The 16,347-nt window shown below is 72.1% G+C and carries 14 protein-coding genes; 7 read left to right on the plus strand and 7 right to left on the minus strand.

Annotated features, from left to right (window positions below):
- Positions 1-202: 202 nt before the first annotated feature.
- Positions 203-811, plus strand: a complete 609-nt coding sequence (locus OG207_RS01420) for a hypothetical protein (protein WP_329095075.1) — start codon at positions 203-205, stop codon at positions 809-811.
- A 28-nt stretch (positions 812-839) separates the two neighbouring features.
- Here OG207_RS01420 and OG207_RS01425 read toward each other — a convergent pair whose 3' ends face one another.
- Entirely contained in the window at positions 840-1,250 is a 411-nt protein-coding gene (locus OG207_RS01425) for a Fur family transcriptional regulator (RefSeq protein ID WP_329095078.1), read from the minus strand.
- Positions 1,251-1,641: 391 nt separating this feature from the next.
- On the opposite strand from OG207_RS01425, the gene katG reads away from it, so the two are divergent.
- Positions 1,642-3,873: a catalase/peroxidase HPI gene (gene katG / locus OG207_RS01430; protein ID WP_329095080.1), complete on the plus strand. Its 2,232-nt coding sequence runs from the start codon at positions 1,642-1,644 to the stop codon at positions 3,871-3,873.
- Positions 3,874-3,909: 36 nt separating this feature from the next.
- Here katG and OG207_RS01435 read toward each other — a convergent pair whose 3' ends face one another.
- The 5 genes from OG207_RS01435 to OG207_RS01455 all read right to left on the minus strand — a co-directional run bounded on the left by OG207_RS01435 (position 3,910) and on the right by OG207_RS01455 (position 8,478).
- The gene (locus tag OG207_RS01435; protein WP_329095082.1) at positions 3,910-4,872 is read right to left on the minus strand and encodes an alpha/beta fold hydrolase; all 963 of its coding nucleotides are present in this window, start codon (positions 4,870-4,872) and stop codon (positions 3,910-3,912) included.
- A gap of 126 nt (positions 4,873-4,998) precedes the next feature.
- Positions 4,999-5,382: a hypothetical protein gene (locus OG207_RS01440; RefSeq protein WP_329095083.1), complete on the minus strand. Its 384-nt coding sequence runs from the start codon at positions 5,380-5,382 to the stop codon at positions 4,999-5,001.
- A 126-nt stretch (positions 5,383-5,508) separates the two neighbouring features.
- Positions 5,509-5,934 (minus strand): secondary thiamine-phosphate synthase enzyme YjbQ, encoded by a 426-nt coding sequence (locus OG207_RS01445; protein ID WP_329095085.1) that lies wholly within the window; start codon positions 5,932-5,934, stop codon positions 5,509-5,511.
- A 272-nt stretch (positions 5,935-6,206) separates the two neighbouring features.
- Positions 6,207-7,034: a PaaX family transcriptional regulator gene (locus OG207_RS01450; RefSeq protein WP_329095087.1), complete on the minus strand. Its 828-nt coding sequence runs from the start codon at positions 7,032-7,034 to the stop codon at positions 6,207-6,209.
- A 100-nt stretch (positions 7,035-7,134) separates the two neighbouring features.
- The gene (locus OG207_RS01455) at positions 7,135-8,478 is read right to left on the minus strand and encodes a phytase (RefSeq protein ID WP_329095089.1); all 1,344 of its coding nucleotides are present in this window, start codon (positions 8,476-8,478) and stop codon (positions 7,135-7,137) included.
- A 326-nt stretch (positions 8,479-8,804) separates the two neighbouring features.
- On the opposite strand from OG207_RS01455, the gene OG207_RS01460 reads away from it, so the two are divergent.
- The 3 genes from OG207_RS01460 (at position 8,805) to OG207_RS01470 (ending at position 12,502) form a co-directional block, all read left to right on the plus strand.
- Positions 8,805-10,190: an MFS transporter gene (locus tag OG207_RS01460; protein WP_329107390.1), complete on the plus strand. Its 1,386-nt coding sequence runs from the start codon at positions 8,805-8,807 to the stop codon at positions 10,188-10,190.
- Positions 10,191-10,322: 132 nt separating this feature from the next.
- A complete protein-coding gene (locus OG207_RS01465; RefSeq protein ID WP_329095091.1) occupies positions 10,323-11,069 on the plus strand; it encodes a response regulator transcription factor in 747 nt (248 codons plus the stop codon).
- Entirely contained in the window at positions 11,066-12,502 is a 1,437-nt protein-coding gene (locus OG207_RS01470) for a sensor histidine kinase (RefSeq protein ID WP_329095093.1), read from the plus strand. The genes OG207_RS01465 and OG207_RS01470 overlap by 4 nt, the downstream gene beginning before the upstream one ends.
- A 4-nt stretch (positions 12,503-12,506) precedes the next feature.
- Here the strand turns inward: OG207_RS01470 and OG207_RS01475 are convergent, their stop codons facing one another.
- Positions 12,507-13,529, minus strand: coding sequence for a TAXI family TRAP transporter solute-binding subunit (locus tag OG207_RS01475; RefSeq protein ID WP_329095095.1), 1,023 nt, complete (start codon positions 13,527-13,529; stop codon positions 12,507-12,509).
- Positions 13,530-13,708: 179 nt separating this feature from the next.
- Here OG207_RS01475 and OG207_RS01480 point away from each other — a divergent pair, with 179 nt between their 5' ends.
- Together OG207_RS01480 and OG207_RS01485 are read left to right on the plus strand one after the other, a co-directional pair.
- Positions 13,709-14,581, plus strand: a complete 873-nt coding sequence (locus tag OG207_RS01480) for a PhzF family phenazine biosynthesis protein (protein WP_329095097.1) — start codon at positions 13,709-13,711, stop codon at positions 14,579-14,581.
- A 98-nt stretch (positions 14,582-14,679) separates the two neighbouring features.
- Positions 14,680-15,936 (plus strand): serine hydrolase domain-containing protein, encoded by a 1,257-nt coding sequence (locus OG207_RS01485; RefSeq protein WP_329095099.1) that lies wholly within the window; start codon positions 14,680-14,682, stop codon positions 15,934-15,936.
- The last annotated feature ends 411 nt before the right edge of the window (positions 15,937-16,347 follow it).

A 16,347-nucleotide genomic window follows, 5' to 3' on the forward strand; every position in this document is an offset into this window, starting at 1 on the left:
TCGCCGGCGGAGCCCGGGTCTGCCCAGGTTGTTCCGGCCCAGCGCCAAACAACCCACCAGTCTAGTGCGGTATCAAGGATTTTCTTGTTGAAGCCTTGTGCGTGGCTGGGAAAAGACGGTATTGCGGCTGCGCAATGCGGGGCGCTCGCACGTTCCGGGGCCGTGCGAAGGGCGGACGGAGGATCGAATACAGTCGGCCGATATGACCGATCATGAGGTGCCCGCGCAGCGTTTTCTCGTACTCCATGACTACGGCATGGGCGGATCGTGGTGGTGGGTCCACGCGAGGTCGGTGCGCGAGGTGCGTGAGACGTTCGCGGACGTGGAGGTCGTCGAGACCGCGGACACCCTCCGGCGGGCCGAGAGCTGGGACTTGGACGAGGCCTGGGTCGACGGGACGACCACACCGGACGGGCTGGACGAACTGCGGGCGAAGCGGGAGGCCCAGCGCGGACTCGACGGCTTCGGCGCGCTCGCCGACCGGGAGATCGTGTGGCTGCGGCGGCGCTGGGACTACGGGGACGACGAGGACCTGACGCTCTACCTGATGGAGGTCGGGGCCGACGGTCGTAGGCTGCGCCAGGTCGAGTCGGCCCCGGACGGCCCCGGTGTGCGGAGCGGCCCGGACGACTGGCCCCTCAACCCGCCCGTCGTGGACCTCTTCGACCCCGAGCTGGTGGGCATGGAGATCAGCGGGGCCGAGTTCGAGACGGCCTGGCTCGGTGCCCGGCCCATGGAGTGGCCGCAGGGAGAGGGCGAGGAAGAGGCCGAGGAAGAGGCCGAGGGACCGACCGCGGGGCAGGACGGGTGAGGGACCGAGGTGTGGGGGCGCCTGCGTGCTACGCGCAGTCCGGGCACAGGCCGCGGTAGGTGACCTCGACCCCGGACACCGTGAAGCCGAAGCGCTCGTCCGCCGGGAGGCCGGCCAGGGGGTCGTCCGTGGGGTGGACGTCGCGAATGAGGCCGCAGGTGGAACACACCAGGTGCTGGTGCGGGTGGTGCGCGTTGGGGTCGTAGCGCTTCGCCCGGCCGTCCGTGGTGACCTCCACGACCTCGCCGAGGGCGACCAGTTCGCCCAGGGCGTTGTAGACCGTCGCCCGGGAGATCTCCGGCAACCGCTGGACCGCGCGTGCGTGCACCTCGTCCGCCGTGAGGTGCACGTGGTCGCCGTCGAGGACCTCCGCGACCACGCGCCGCTGGGATGTCATTCGCCAACCACGCCCGCGCAAACGCTCCAGCAGGTCACTCATATCGGCCCACCTATTCAGGTTCGACGGGGTGTCCCGAAGTTTATCGGCGGACATCCTGGATCCGGTCGAAGGTGGACCTGGTGTCCTTCTTGACTTGGATTCCGTCCATCGTAGGATCGGTTTCGTAGATAGCCAAGAGACAGGAAGACTCCAGAGCGGCAGGTGACAAAGACGTGACGGATCACCGCCGAGGAGCTGCCCGGTGCCGACACGTGTGCACCGGCCGCCGGCGTCCCACTGCGCACGACCGTCCGGGACGGTGACCCCTCGGCGTCGAGGCGATCGACGAGGCCGAGCCCATTCGACGGGGCCCTGCGCCCCGCCTGTTCCTTCGCATTCAGTCGCATTCAGTTCCTGAACACCGTGATCCGCCTGGTACGGAAGGATTCCCATGTCTGAGAACCACGATGCAATCGTCACAGATGCCAAATCTGAGGGTGGGGACGGCTGTCCGGTGGCCCACGGGCGAGCCGCACACCCGACTCAGGGCGGCGGGAACCGCCAGTGGTGGCCCGAACGGCTCAACCTGAAGATCCTCGCCAAGAACCCCGCCGTCGCGAACCCCCTCGGTGAGGAGTTCGACTACGCCGCAGCGTTCAAAACCCTCGACCTTCCCGCCGTCAAGCGGGACATCGCGGACGTGCTGACCACCTCCCAGGACTGGTGGCCCGCCGACTTCGGCCACTACGGCCCGTTCATGATCCGTATGGCCTGGCACAGCGCGGGCACCTACCGGATCAGCGACGGCCGCGGCGGCGCCGGGGCCGGCCAGCAGCGTTTCGCCCCCCTCAACAGCTGGCCGGACAACGGCAACCTCGACAAGGCCCGCCGTCTGCTGTGGCCGGTCAAGCAGAAGTACGGCCAGAGCCTCTCGTGGGCCGACCTCATGATCCTCACCGGCAACGTGGCCCTGGAGTCGATGGGCTTCGAGACCTTCGGCTTCGGTGGCGGCCGCCCGGACGTCTGGGAACCCGACGAGGACGTCTACTGGGGCCCCGAGACCACCTGGCTCGACGACGAGCGCTACACGGGAGACCGCGAGCTGGAGAACCCCCTCGGCGCGGTCCAGATGGGCCTCATCTACGTCAATCCGGAGGGCCCGAACGGCAACCCCGACCCGATCGCCGCGGCGCGCGACATCCGTGAGACCTTCCGTCGGATGGCGATGAACGACGAGGAGACGGTCGCGCTGATCGCGGGCGGCCACACCTTCGGCAAGACCCACGGTGCGGGCCCGGCGGAGAGCGTCGGCGCCGACCCGGAGGCCGCCCCGATGGAGGCGCAGGGGCTGGGCTGGGCGAATTCCTTCGGCACCGGCAAGGGTGGCGACGCGATCACCAGCGGTCTCGAGGGAGTCTGGACCAACACCCCGACCACCTGGGACAACACCTTCTTCGAGATCCTGTTCGGCTACGACTGGGAGCTGTTCAAGAGCCCCGCCGGGGCGAACCAGTGGCGGCCGAAGGACGGCGCCGGGGCGGGCACCGTGCCCGATGCCCACGACCCGGCCAAATCCCACGCCCCGACGATGCTGACGACCGACCTGTCGCTGCGGGTCGACCCGGCCTACGAGCAGATCTCGCGGCGCTTCCTCGCGAACCCCGCCGAGTTCGCCGACGCGTTCGCGCGCGCGTGGTTCAAGCTGACCCACCGCGACATGGGCCCGGTCGTGCGCTACCTCGGCCCGGAGGTCCCGACCGAGACCCTGCTGTGGCAGGACCCGCTCCCCCCGGTGACGCACGAGCTCGTCGACGCCGCCGACGTCGCCGTACTCAAGCGGCAGGTCCGTGACTCGGGCCTGACGGTGTCCCAGCTCGTCTCGGTCGCGTGGGCCTCGGCCTCGTCCTTCCGCGGCAGCGACAAGCGCGGCGGCGCCAACGGCGGTCGGATCCGCCTCCAGCCGCAGAGCGGTTGGGAGGTCAACGACCCGGACCAGCTGGCCGGGGTACTGCGTACCCTGACCGGGATCCAGGAGGCCTTCAACTCCGCCCAGAGCGGCGGCAAGCGGATCTCGCTCGCGGACCTGATCGTGCTGGCCGGCGCGGCCGCCGTCGAACAGGCCGCCATGGACGGCGGGTTCGCCGTGCAGGTCCCCTTCACCCCGGGTCGCGCGGACGCGGCGCAGGAGCAGACGGACGTGGAGTCGTTCGCCGCGCTGGAGCCGGCCGCCGACGGGTTCCGCAACTACCTCGGGAAGGGCAACCGGCTGCCGGCCGAGTACCTGCTGCTCGACCGGGCGAACCTGCTGACCCTCAGCGCTCCCGAGATGACGGTCCTGGTCGGTGGCCTGCGCGTACTGGGCGCCAACCACCAGCAGACGCAGCACGGCGTCTTCACCACGACCCCGGGGGCCCTCACCAACGACTTCTTCGTCAACCTGCTCGACCTGGGCACGACGTGGTCGGCGACGTCCGAGGACGGGACCGCCTTCGAGGGCCGCGACTCCGCCACGGGCCGGGCGAAGTGGACCGGTACCCGCGCCGACCTCGTGTTCGGGTCGAACTCGGAGCTGCGCGCCCTCGCGGAGGTCTATGCGAGCGACGATGCGAAGGAGAAGTTCGTGAAGGACTTCGTCGCGGCGTGGGACAAGGTGATGAACCTCGACCGGTTCGACCTCGCCTGAGCGTGACGTCCGGGCCGGCCGACCGGCCGGCCCGGATCACGGCTCCGCGCGGACGCGGCCCACGACGAGCCGGACGGCGCTGATCGTCAGGTCGGGATCGTGCACCTGTACGTAGTGATCGCTCCCGGTGGCCAGGAACTGCGGGGTCTGCGACCCCAACTCCACCAGCTCCTGCTGGACCCGGGGCCAGGCCCGCTCGAGGGTGTCCAGGAGCTCCTTCGGGGACCCGGGCGGGGCGGCGAAGGGTTCCGTCTTGCTGAGGACGGCCATCGGGACCTCGGGCAGCGGGCGCGCGGCGGTGACGGAATCGATCGAGCCGTCGATGTCCACCCTCTCGAACGCGGGTTGCGCGTCGAAGGGCGTGCCGGGTCGGTCGAGCAGCGTGCGGTACGCGGCCCACCGCGCGCCGAAGAGCGCGCGGATGCCGGTGCCGAAGGCGTCGACGAAGACCAACCCTGCCGTCTTCTCGGGGTGCCGCTGGGCGTACAGCCGGGTGATCATCCCGCCGAAGGAGTGGCCGACCAGTACGTAGGGGCCCGGCAGACGGGCGGACGTCACCAGCTCGTCGAGATCGTCGACCATCGCGCTGAGGGAGCGGGTGCCGTCGACCGGCGTGCTGCGGGTGGTGAGCGCCGGCGGGTCGGCGTACCGGACGGTTCCCGGCCGGTCGTAGACGCAGACCCTGGCGAACGCCGCGACGCCGGGGAACACCGCCGGGGACTTCGGTACGGGCGGTCGGGTGTCGGTGAACGTCCAGGTGTCGGAGGAATCGTGCAACCCGGATTCCAGCAGGACGAGGGGGCTGCCGCTCCCCTTGCAGCTCAGATAGATCTTCCGGCCGCCGCCCACCTCGACCTGGCCGGAGAAGTCGCCGGTGGTCGGGACGGAGGAAGGCACGGGCGGTGAGCCGCGCAGTGCCGAAGGGCCGACGCACGCCGGGGCGGCGGCCAGTACCGCAACGACCGCCACGACGGGCAGGAGCGGAATTCGGTGTCGCATCGGTTCTCCGGGTCCCTCGTCGGTGCCCCTCCCCCGCCTCCCCCTTCTCCCCCGATGATCCGGCACGGGGGGCCGCGCGCCCGGCATTGCCGGACGGGGAGTCGCGGCCCCTCGACCACCGGGTCGCTAGGCGCCGGCGGCCACCTGGGCCATCTCCCGTTGCACGGAGCCGAGTTCTTCCTTCCGGTCCAAGAGCACCAGCTGCTCCCGGTAGCGCTCCAGCGCCTTGATGAGCAGGAGGTCCCGGCTCGGCTCCATGGCGTACATGCGGCGCGCGGCGGCGACGGCCTCGGCCCGCAGGGCCAACGCGATCTCGGGCAGGTGTGCGAAGTCCTGGCGGCTGTATTCGTACAACGCTTCGGCGAGCAGCGGCAGATACGCCAGCGGACTCACCTGGACGAGGACGCGATAGGCGGCGACCTCCTGCCGGGCGGGCAGGGTCTGTGATCCGAGGAGGGCGACGCGGGCTCGGAGTACCGCGTCGTGACTGGCGTGCGCTGAATACGTCATGACGGAGATTCTGAAAGCCGCACAGGGGTCCGAACAAGGGCAATTCACTGTGCCCTTGGTCCTACGAAAACAGCCTCTGACCTGTCATGATTGGTACGTCTTCACCCCTGCGAGCTGCGGGGCGGGTCAGCAGCCGAAGAAGGACAGGCGGACCTGACGGCGGGGGTTGTCCCGGTTGGTGTCCACGAGGGTGACGGACTGCCAGGTTCCGAGCTCCAGCACTCCGTCGATCACCGGCAGCGTCGCGTGGGGCGGGACGATCGCGGGCAGTACGTGGTCCCGGCCGTGGCCGGGGGAACCGTGCCGGTGCCGCCAGCGGTCATCGGCGGGCAGCAGGGATGCCAGGGCCTTCAGGAGGTCCTCGTCGCTGCCCGCCCCCGTCTCGATGACGGCGAGCCCGGCGGTCGCGTGCGGCGTGAAGATGTTGAGCAGTCCGCTCCTGCCCCGCGCCACCTCCCCGAGGAACGACGCGCAGGCGTCGGTCAGGTCATGGACGGTCTCCCGGTCACCGGTCGTCACGTCGATGGTGCGTGAGGCGAAGATGTCGGCCATGACCGCATCCTTGCGCCCGGCCGCCCCGCCGGCCCGCAGCCCCGGCCGGTGTCGGCCGAACCGGCCGGCCGCCTGCGCTGATCAGAGGGGGCACGATCCGTCCGCGTCCACGTCCGAGCCCGAGTCCACGTCCGAGTCCACGTCCGAGTCCGCGCTCGGGCCCGGTGGGCGATGGGTCCGGCCTCGGGGCCGCTCCACGTACGGGCCCTGGAGCTGGCCCGGGCGGTGACGGGCGCGAGGCCGACGCGGACGTCGGCGGCGCGGTGGCCCGCTCAGGCCTCGGCCAGGCCGGTGACCTCCTGGACGTGGCGCAGGCCGGGCGGGGCGAGCACCTCGTTCAGCTGCTGGAAGATCTGCCGCGCGGCGACCGCGTTCCAGTCCGCGGGAAGCAGTTCGGCGGGCAGTCCGGGGTCGAGGTAGGGCAGGCGGCGCCACTGGGTGAGCATCGGAACGTAGTAGCGGAAGGCCTCGGCGCCGTCGATGGCGGGCCGCTCGGTCAGTCCCGCGGCGAGGGGCCCGTAGGCCTCGGTGAATCCGGCGTACTGCTCCTCGATCGCCGGGAAGTCCCACCACGAGCTGACCGTCCCGGGCAGATCGCTGAAGGCCGCGTATTCGGCGGCGAACAGGTGCACGTACTCGCTGAGTCCGAGCCGGACGAGCATGTCGCGGGCGTCGCCGAGGAGACGGCCGGGTGCCAGCAACACGCCCGGGGCGATGTTCCCGAAGCCCAGCCAGGTCAGCCGGGTGCGCAGTTGGTAGCGGTAGGAGCGCTCGGACTCCGGTACGGAGAAGACGGCCATGGCCCAGCCGTCGCTCAGCTCCGCCGGTTCCAGACTGCCGAAGATGCGCCGGTCGCCCTCGTCGAAGACGGGCTGCGCGCCCGGGCTGAGCCGGTACCCGGTGGCGCCCCGGCGCTCCGGTTCGAGGACTCCCTTCTTCTTGAGCCGGGAGATGGCCGAGCGCGCCGCCGGACCGTCCACGTCCAGCTCGGACATCAGGGTGATCAGGTCGGCGACGGAGATCCAGCCGCCGAGGCGTCGCAGGAACGCCCCGTAGACCGTGTTGATCAACGAGCTGGGCCTGAGGGGACTGTCCGCCATGATCACCTTCCGTCGTGTGCGGTGGTGATCCTATCGACCTGGACGGACCGGGCGCCGCCCAGGTCACGGCCCCGGCGGCGGGGCCGGGGCCGGCCCCGGGTCAGAGTCGGGCGGCCCGCTTGAGCCGGCCCAGGTCCACGAACTTGAAGTCGGTGTCGGTGCGGGCCTCGCCGTCGGCTCCGGTGGTCCGGGGGGTGTTGTGGCCGTCCTGAACGACCAGCAGGCCGTTCGGGAACCTCTTGCCCAGCGGTGCGCTCGTCACCGCGGCGCCGTCGCACTCCTGCGAACCGTCCGGCGAGCCGGGCGTCGCACCGTCACCGATGCGGAAGCCGCGGACGTACGCGTTGTCGTGCTCGCGGTCGAAGACGGCGAAGGTGTCGTCGCCCTGGCTGGATGCGAGCAGGTAGCCGCCGTGGCCGGGTCGCTTCGGGTCGCGCCAGATGGTCAGGCCCTCCACGTCCGCGGAGACGTGCCGGCCGCCGAAGCCGGGGTCCGCGCCCGCGTCGCACTCCTCCGTCCCGGGGTTCCAGGTGCCGGGGACGCCGAAGGAGCGGACCTTCTCGATGAGGCGGGCGGGCGAGCGCAGGTCTGCGTCGAGCTTCCAGATGCCGACGTCCTCCTGACCGGCGTAGAGGTCACCGGTGTCGGGGTCGACGACCATGCCCTCGACCTGGGGCCGCTCCCCCGGTTCGCCGCACGGCTCCCAGCTGTTCCCGTTCGGCAGGGTGAAGGAGGCGGGCAGCGAGGTGGTGCGGACGGTGCGGTAGCCGACCTTGCCCTGGGCGTTCGGGAGCAGTTCGGCCAGTGCGAGGTCGGTGGCGTGGCGCCGACTGGTGACCGCGTACGAGCGACCGTTGCGGCGGTCGGTGTAGGCGGCCAGGCCGTAGGCGGTCCGCTGGTCGTTGACCTCGTCCTGGCCGGCGGAGAAGACCCGCGGGGCAGCCGCCTCGTCGGTGACGTCGACCAGCGGGGCGGTGGGCCGCTTCGGGTCGATCCGGTAGACGCGCAGCTGGTCGCGGCCGCGGTCGGAGACGACGGCCACGTCGTGGCGGCCGTCCGGGAAGCGGAGTCCCGTGATCAGGTCGACGTTGTTGAAGCGCCCGGGCTTGTCGCCGTCCCTCGGCGGCGCGGGCGCGGGCAGGGCCTGCACCTGACGTCCGTCCAGGTCGTAGACGCGCAGGCCGCCCTCCTTGGCGGTGGCGATGACCAAACTGGCGTCGGGATCCTTGGTGTTGCGCCAGATCGCCGGGTCGTCGGCGTTCGCGTTGCCGCCGGCCTCGTCGTCGAAGAGGGAGGGCGTCTCTACGGAGGCCGCCACCCGGGGCAGCGACGGTGCCGTGCCGCCCCGGTCCGCCCGGGCGTGCGCCGGTACGGCGATCAGGCCCAGGGCCACCATGGCCGCCGCGGCCACGGCCGGGGTCCGCCTGCTCGGGATCACGCGCATCTTGCCTCCTGTTGGGGGGTACGGGACGGGCCGGCCGCGTGGTGGCGGGGGGCTTCCGGCGTTCCGCGACGGCCGCCCCCACCGTGGGCCATGTTCGGGTGACGACCATGGAGCAGGCGTGGCGTGCGCATGACTGAACGGTGAAATCCGGCGGCTCCCGGGATTTCCCGAAGCTTTCTTAGCGGAACGTTAGATCTGCGCGGCGGACCTTGTCCGGGTACGGCGGCCGCCGCATGCTCTGGACACTCCCCCACCGCCGGGGCCCCGTTCCACCATCCCTCATCAGGGAACTTCCCTCTGGAGCCGCCATGTCCCCGTCCGTCGTCATGCCCGCGTCGCCGCCCGGGGACGAGCGCAGGAAGCGCCGTCTCGCCCTGGTCGGCGGCTCGCTCGGCAATCTCGTCGAGTGGTACGACTGGTTCGTCTACGCCAGCTTCGCGATCTACTTCGCCGATTCCTTCTTCCCCGGCGACAACCCGACCACCCAGCTGATGAACACGGCCGGGATCTTCGCCGTCGGCTTCCTGATGCGTCCCGTCGGCGGGTGGATCCTGGGCCGTGCCGCCGACCGGCACGGGCGCAAGAGCGCGCTCACCCTCACCGTCACCATGATGTCGGTGGCCGCCCTGCTGATCGCCGTCGCCCCGACCTACGACCAGGCCGGCTACTTCGGCGCCCTGGTGCTGCTGCTCGCCCGGCTGCTGCAGGGGATGAGCATCGGCGGCGAGTACGCGGCCAGCGCCACGTACCTGACCGAGGCGTCGGCCCGGAACCGGCGCGGGCTGGGCTCGTCCTTCCAGTACGTGTCCATGACCTGCGGCCAGTTGCTCGGACTGGGCGCTCTGATCACCCTTCAGCACACCCTGACCACGGCCCAGCTGGAGAGCTGGGGCTGGCGGCTCCCGTTCCTCCTCGGGGCGCTGTTCGCGGTGGTCGTCTTCTGGCTGCGGCGCCGGCTGCAGGAGACCGACGCCTTCAAGGAGGAGTCGTCGGCGTCGGCGGAAGCGGGCGGGGACACCCACGACGACAGCACGCGCGGCACTCTGAAGGCCCTGTGGCAGTACCGGCGGCAGGCGGGGCTGGTCATGGCGCTCACCCTCGGCGGCACCGTGGCCTACTACACCTACACCACCTACCTCACCAAGTACCTGGTCGGCAGCGCGGGCATGGAGAAGACCACCGCCACGCTCGTCAGCTTCACCGCCCTGACCCTCTTCGCCGTGCTGCAGCCCTTCGCCGGCATGCTGTCCGACCGGATCGGCCGCCGACCCCTGCTGATCACCTTCGCGGTGGGCTGCACCGTCGGCACGTACCCGATCATGACCGCGCTCGGATCGGCGTCCTCGTACTGGTCGGCGCTCGGACTGTCCCTGCTGGCCCTGGTCATCATCACCGGCTACACGTCCATCAACGCGGCGGTCAAGGCCGAGCTGTTCCCGACCCGGGTGCGCGCGCTGGGCGTGGCGCTGCCGTACGCGATCGCCAACGCCCTGTTCGGCGGCACGGCGGAGTACGTGGCGCTCTGGTTCAAGAACAGTGGGCACGAGACCATGTTCTTCTGGTACGTCTCCGGATGCGCGCTGATCTCCCTCGTCACGTACGTGCTCATGCCGGACACCCGCAACGCCTCGCTCAGCCGCGCCGAGGCCGAGGCCGACGGCGAGCACGGGCAGGGGCGCCCGGCGGCGGCTCCCGCCGAGGCGGCGCGCTGACCCGACCCGGTGAACCGGCGCGTCGGCTCCCGTAAGCTGCTGCGCCGGGTCACGGGAATCCGGACACGGGGGCTCCGGTACGCCGGGCTCCGGTACATCGGCGCTCCGGTCACAGGTCGCGAGGGACTGTCTATGCACGCGCTTCTCGTCGAGGACGACGATCGCATGGCCCGGGCCCTCGGGACGGCCCTCGCCCAGCGCGGGCACACCGTCCGCCGGGTCGGGCGCGCCCTGGACGCCCTGCGGCACGTCCGCGAAGCCGAGTTCGTCCTGCTCGACCTGGGCCTTCCCGATCTCGACGGGCTGGAGCTGCTCCGGCGGCTGCGTACCGTCTGCGACGCACCGCTGATCGTGGTGACCGCGCGCTGCGAGGAGCGCGACATCGTCCAGGGGCTGCGGGCGGGGGCCGACGACTACGTGGTCAAGCCGTTCCGGATGGCCGAGCTGATGGCCCGCATCGACTCCGTACGCCGCCGGACGGATCCGCACCCGGGCCGGGACCCCGCCCCGACCGGGTCCCGGCCCGTGCGCACCGGCGATGTCGAGGTGGACCTCGCGGGTCGCACCGTCACGGTGGCCGGCGCCGCGGTACGCCTCACCCGACGCGAGTTCGACGTCCTCGCCTTCCTTGCCGCCCGCCCGGACGAGGTGCATTCCCGCGAGGTGATCCTGGACCGGATCTGGGGTGACGCCTTCCTCGCGGCCTCCCGCTCCCTGGACGTCCACGTGGCTGGCATCCGCGCCAAGACCGGCCGCTCGGGCCTGGTGCGCACGGTCCGGGGGTTCGGCTACCAACTCGGTACCCCGTCGCCGGGTCCGGACCCGACACCGGCCGCGACCGCCGGCCCCGCCCCCGATGTGCGGGGCGAACAGCGGTGAGGCGCAGGCTGCTGGCGGTGCTGATGGTCCTCATGGGGGCGGCGGCGCTGCTGCTCTGCGTCCCCCTGGCCGACGCCTACGCGCGCGGGCGCACCGAGCACCTGCTCTTGCAACGGCGTTCGGAGGCCGTACGGTTCGCCGACCTCGCCGACCGGATGCGCACCGCCGCCGACCGGGCCGAGCTCTCGGCCGAGATCGGCCGCTACGCCCAGCTGTACGGGGCCGGGGTGGTCGTGGTCGACTCCGCGGGGACGACGGTGGCCCGGTCCGGTACCGGACCGGCGGCCGAGGCCGCCGCGCACGCGGCCACCGACGCCGATTCCCCCGAGGGCGGCCCCTCCGAAGGGACGGAAGCCCGTCGCCGCGCGCTCACCGGCCGCTCGACCGACCGGCTGCCCACCCTTCGCCCCTGGGGACCGCGCACCGTCGTGCTGGCCGAGCCGGTGGGCCGGGACGAGCGGGTGAGCGGGGCGGTCCTGATGGCCGTGCCCACCGGGGCCGCCCGCCGGGACGTGACCGTGCGCTGGTCGCTCATCGCCGCCGGGGCGTTCGGCGCCTTCGCAGCGGCCGCTCTGGTCGCGGCCGGGATCGCACGTTGGCTGATGCGCCCGGTACTGGACCTGGACCGGGCGGTCGGACGGCTGACCGCCGGCAGCCTGCAGGCCCGGGCCGTGTCCGACACCGGTCCGCCGGAACTGCGCCGACTGCGGCAGCACTTCAACACGATGGCGGAGGCGATGGCCGACTCCATCGGCCGACAGCGCGACTTCGTCGCCGATGCCTCCCACCAGCTGCGCAATCCGCTGGCCACCCTGGTACTGCAGCTGGAGAACGTCGAGCCGCACATCGCGCCCGGGCCGGGCCTGGCCGAGCACGGCCGCGCGCTGGACGAGGCGGAGCGCCTGGAGGAGCTGCTCGACGGCCTCCTGGCGCTCGCCCGTGTGGAGTCGGGCACGGCGGAGTCGGGCGACGAGGACGTGTCGCGGGCGGTACGGGACCGGGTGACGGCCTGGGCCCCGGTCTTCCGTGCTGCTGAGGTGGAGCTCGAGGCCACCGGCCTCGCCGAGGGCCTGCGGGCGCGCGCCCTGCCCGACGCCGCGGGCCGGATCCTCGACGCGCTGCTCGACAACGCCGTGAAGTTCGTCCCGCGCGGCGGCCGCGTCGAGGTGTGCGCGTCGCGCGCGGCGGACGGGAGCGCCGCCGCGGTCGTACGCGTCGCGGACGACGGCCCGGGGGTGCCGCAGGAGCAACTGCCCTTGCTGTTGCGCCGTTTCGCGCGCTCGCCAGAACACCAGAACATCCCCGGCAGCGGCCTGGGGCTGGCCATCGCCGACGAGATCGCCCGGCTCAGCGGCGGCCGGCTCGACATCCGCGGCAACGAGCCGCACGGCCTGGTGGCCGAGCTCCGGCTGCCGCCCCCTCCTCCCGAATGAGGTCTCAGCCGTACACCGAGCGGTAGTGGGCGGCCGCGCCGGGGTGGAGCGGGACCTCGCCGGTGGAGATCGCGAAGCGGGGCTCCAGCCGGACCCCCGCCGTCACCTCCCGCAGTAGGTCGCGCCACCGCTCGAACACCACCCGGAGCAGGTCACGTACCGCGCCCTGCGGTACGTCGGCCCGTGCGAGGACGTAGTTGCCGACGCCGATGGTTCCCACCGGCTCCGTCAGCCCGTACACGCCGGCCGGCAGCGTGACCGCCGAGTAGACGGGGCCGTGGCGCTCCCGCAGCGCACCGACGTGGGCGTCGAGCGGCAGGAACCGCAGCGGCAGCTCGCGCGCCAGGTCCGCCAGGGCCGGTGTGGGCACCCCTCCGGACCAGAACAGCGCGTCGACCGAACCCTCGCGCAGTGCGCTCACGGAGGCGGCGAGGCCCAGCTGCCGCTCGTCCGCCGCCGGCGCCACGGTCGCGGGCGCGGACGCGGGTGCGGGTGCGGGCGCGAACTCGGATGCGGGTGCACCGCTCAGCCCGGCCGCCCGCAGGACCCGGTCCGCCACCACCTGCACCCCCGAGCCCGCTGCGCCCGCCGCGACGGGGCGCCCGGCGAGATCCCGCACCGAGCGCACCGGCCCGTCGGCCGGGACGAGCAGGTGCGTGTAGTTCACGTAGACCCGGGCCAGGGCCGTGGCGGCGGCCGGCCGGGGAAACGGCTCCCGCCCCAGCACCGCGTCCTCGGCCACGTCCGCCATGGCCAGGGCCAGCTCCACGGAGCCGTCGTCCAGCTTCCGCAGGTTGTCCACGCTGGCCGCGGTGCTCACCGGGACGATCTCGATCGGGCGGCCGCTCGCAGCGACGGCCTGCGCGAGGGCCTGCCCGAACGCGTTGTACGGCCCGCCCTCGGGACCCGTCGCGAGCCGCAGCCGCCGTACCGGTCCGGAACCCCCCGAGCAGCCGACCGGCGCCCCCACCAGGACACCGAGGCCGACGCCCATCATCCGTCGCCGGGTCATCTCTGCACTGGTCACGGCGGAAGCCTAAGGGTGCCGTAGCTGGCGTCGCGCGCCCGCCGGGGATCGCCACCGGGGCATAGAGCCCGCCACTTCGGCCGGTCGTTCCGGCCTCCCTTGATGCTGCCGCGCCACGAGACCGGGCGGCGCCCGGACCACGAAGGGGCGACCCGTCCACGCCCGGTAGCGTCGCGGCCATGCGCTACCACCACGTCGACGTGTTCACCGACCGCCCCTACGGCGGCAACAGCCTCGCCGTGTTCCCCGAGGCCGATCAGCTGACCGGTGCTCAGATGTTGTCCATCACCCGGGAACTGCGGCACTTCGAGTCCGTCTTCCTCATGCGCGACGGCTCACCCGCACGGCCGGGCACGTGGCGGGCGCGCGTCTTCGACCTCGCCGGGGAGCTGGACTTCGCCGGCCACCCCCTCATCGGTGCCGCCGCCGTCCTGCACGCCGTCCACGGCACGGCCGGCCACGAGGCCTGGACCCTGCGCCTACCCGACCGGCCGGTGGAGGTCGCCACCGAACGCAGGGGCCCGGGCCGGTACGCGAGCCTCCTCGACCAGGGCGCGGCCGCCTTCCTCGGCCGCCCCGACCCCGACGGCCTGGCCGCCCTCTTCGCCCTCGACCCCGGTGACCTGGACCCCGATCTGCCCCCGGAGGTGGTCTCCACGGGCCTGAGCTACCTGGTGCTCCCCGTCCGCGGCGACGCGCTCGCCCGCGCCCGCGTCACGCGGCCGCTCGACGCGCCCCTGGCCCGACTCGGCGCCGCATTCGCCTACCTGCTGGACGCCGCGGCCATGGAGGGCAGGCACTGGAGCAACGACGGGATCCTCGAGGACGTCGCCACCGGGAGCGGTGCGGGGTGCGCCGCCGCCTATCTGCGCAGCCACGACCGGATCGGCTCCGGGGAGCCGGGCCTGCTGCGCCAGGGCCGCTTCACCGGGCGCCCCAGCACGATGACGGTCAGCGCCGACGGCCACGGCCGGGAGATCCGCACGGTACGCGTCGGCGGGGGTGTCGCCCTCGTCGGGGAGGGGCGCCTGCGCGAGCTCCCGCCGGCCTGAGGCCCTCCGGCGGCGGACGGGCTCACCTCGCGACCGGGGGCCCGTGGACCTAGCCTGAGGATGTTGCCCGGGGCCCTCGGACGGCAGGAGACCATGCCGTGAAGCCAACCCACCTCCGGCTGCGCCGGGCCTGTGCGGCCGCGGCGGCGGCCGGAGTGCTCATCGCCCCGGCAGCCCCGGACTCCGCAGCCGGGGCCGCCCTTCCCGGTCGGTCCGCTGCCACCTCCGTGGCCGCCGCCACTCCCACCCCGCCCCCTTCCCCCTCCACCGGTGCGGGCTTCACGCCGCTCACACCGGCCGTCGCAGCGCAACTGGACGCGGCCGTGCGTCAGGTCATGCGCGAGGCGCAGGTGCCGGGCGTCACCGTCGGGCTGTGGGCCCCCGGGAAGGGGAGCTACGTACGGTCCTTCGGTGTGGCGGACAAGGCGACCGGCGCGCCGATGGCTCCCGACCTGCACGTGCGCATCGGTAGTGAGACCAAGACGTTCACCGTCACCGCCCTCCTCCAGCTGGTCGACCAGGGGAAGGTGGGTCTGGACGACCACATCGGCGCCTACGTCGCAGGGGTTCCGAACGGTGACCGCATCACCCTGCGGGAGCTGGCGGGCATGCGCAGCGGGCTCTTCAACTACAGCATGGACGGGGACTTCATCGAACAGCTCGAGGCCCATCCGGAACGGTACGTCGCACCGCAGCAGTTGCTCGACTACTCCTTCAAGCACCCGGTGCAGTTCGAGCCGGGGGCGGAGTTCGAGTACAGCAACACCAATCTGATCCTGCTCGGCCTGGTGGTGGAGAAGATCACCGGCCGGCCGCTCCACGAGGTCATCACCCAGGACGTCCTGGGGCCGGCCGGGCTCCGCAACACGGTCTTCCCGACGGGCCCGGCCCTGCCGGTGCCGTACGCGCACGGCTACACCGACCAGACGGCCTCGGGCAAGGTCGAGGACACGACCCGCTGGAACCCGTCCTGGGCCTGGGCCGCCGGAGAGATGGCCTCCGACCTCCAGGACCTGCGCAGTTGGGCCCGTACCCTCGCCACCGGCACCCTGCTGAAGCCCGCGACCCAGGCGGAGCGCCTGAAGACCACCCCGATGGACATTCCGGGCGCCGGCTACGGACTGGGCATCTTCGACGTCCAGGGCTGGATCGGCCACAACGGATCGATCCCCGGGTACGAGGTCCTGCCCGTCTACCTGCCGTCGGCACGGGCGACGATGGTCATCCTCTTGAACACCGACAGCCAGTACAAGGGCCAGGAGCCCAGCACCCTCTTCGGCGAGGCGGTCACCAGCATCGTCACCCCCGATCATGTGTATCCCGGTCACAAGCCGGTCGTACCCAAGACCGGCTGACGGCCGCACCCACGGGGTGGTCCTGACGGGCGACCTCGTCGATCCGCGACGGCTCCGCAGCCGCAATCGACGACTGAGCGGTCCCCCTTCCGTTCTGTTCACGACCGACGGGTCAGCCCGCCCACCGGTCGACCGATCAACCGACCGAAATTGCCCTGAGCCAAAAGAACCTTGGTGGTTCACCAGTGCCGAATTTCGGCCAGAATCGACGGGGAGGAATTCCGATCGGCCGACCGATTTCCCGCCGACGACCACTGCGGAAACACCCGGTAAATCACAGCCAACAGGCTGCCGCCAGGGCCGGATCCGCCGCACCCAAAAGATGCCCGGGTCAACTGTGTTGTCCGTCAGGTGAGTTACTACCCAGAAGACATGGAACGTCGCTCACAGTTCGGGTAGCTTTCCCTCACG

It is taken from the genome of Streptomyces sp. NBC_01439, from assembly GCF_036227605.1.
Lineage (GTDB): Bacteria > Actinomycetota > Actinomycetes > Streptomycetales > Streptomycetaceae > Streptomyces.

Coding starts and splice junctions, on each gene's coding strand:
- OG207_RS01420 (WP_329095075.1), top strand. CDS start 203: ATGACCGATCATGAGGTGCCCGCGCAGCGTTTTCTCGTACTCCATGAC.
- OG207_RS01425 (WP_329095078.1), bottom strand. CDS start 1,250: ATGAGTGACCTGCTGGAGCGTTTGCGCGGGCGTGGTTGGCGAATGACA.
- katG (WP_329095080.1), top strand. CDS start 1,642: ATGTCTGAGAACCACGATGCAATCGTCACAGATGCCAAATCTGAGGGT.
- OG207_RS01435 (WP_329095082.1), bottom strand. CDS start 4,872: ATGCGACACCGAATTCCGCTCCTGCCCGTCGTGGCGGTCGTTGCGGTA.
- OG207_RS01440 (WP_329095083.1), bottom strand. CDS start 5,382: ATGACGTATTCAGCGCACGCCAGTCACGACGCGGTACTCCGAGCCCGC.
- OG207_RS01445 (WP_329095085.1), bottom strand. CDS start 5,934: ATGGCCGACATCTTCGCCTCACGCACCATCGACGTGACGACCGGTGAC.
- OG207_RS01450 (WP_329095087.1), bottom strand. CDS start 7,034: ATGGCGGACAGTCCCCTCAGGCCCAGCTCGTTGATCAACACGGTCTAC.
- OG207_RS01455 (WP_329095089.1), bottom strand. CDS start 8,478: ATGCGCGTGATCCCGAGCAGGCGGACCCCGGCCGTGGCCGCGGCGGCC.
- OG207_RS01460 (WP_329107390.1), top strand. CDS start 8,805: ATGCCCGCGTCGCCGCCCGGGGACGAGCGCAGGAAGCGCCGTCTCGCC.
- OG207_RS01465 (WP_329095091.1), top strand. CDS start 10,323: ATGCACGCGCTTCTCGTCGAGGACGACGATCGCATGGCCCGGGCCCTC.
- OG207_RS01480 (WP_329095097.1), top strand. CDS start 13,709: ATGCGCTACCACCACGTCGACGTGTTCACCGACCGCCCCTACGGCGGC.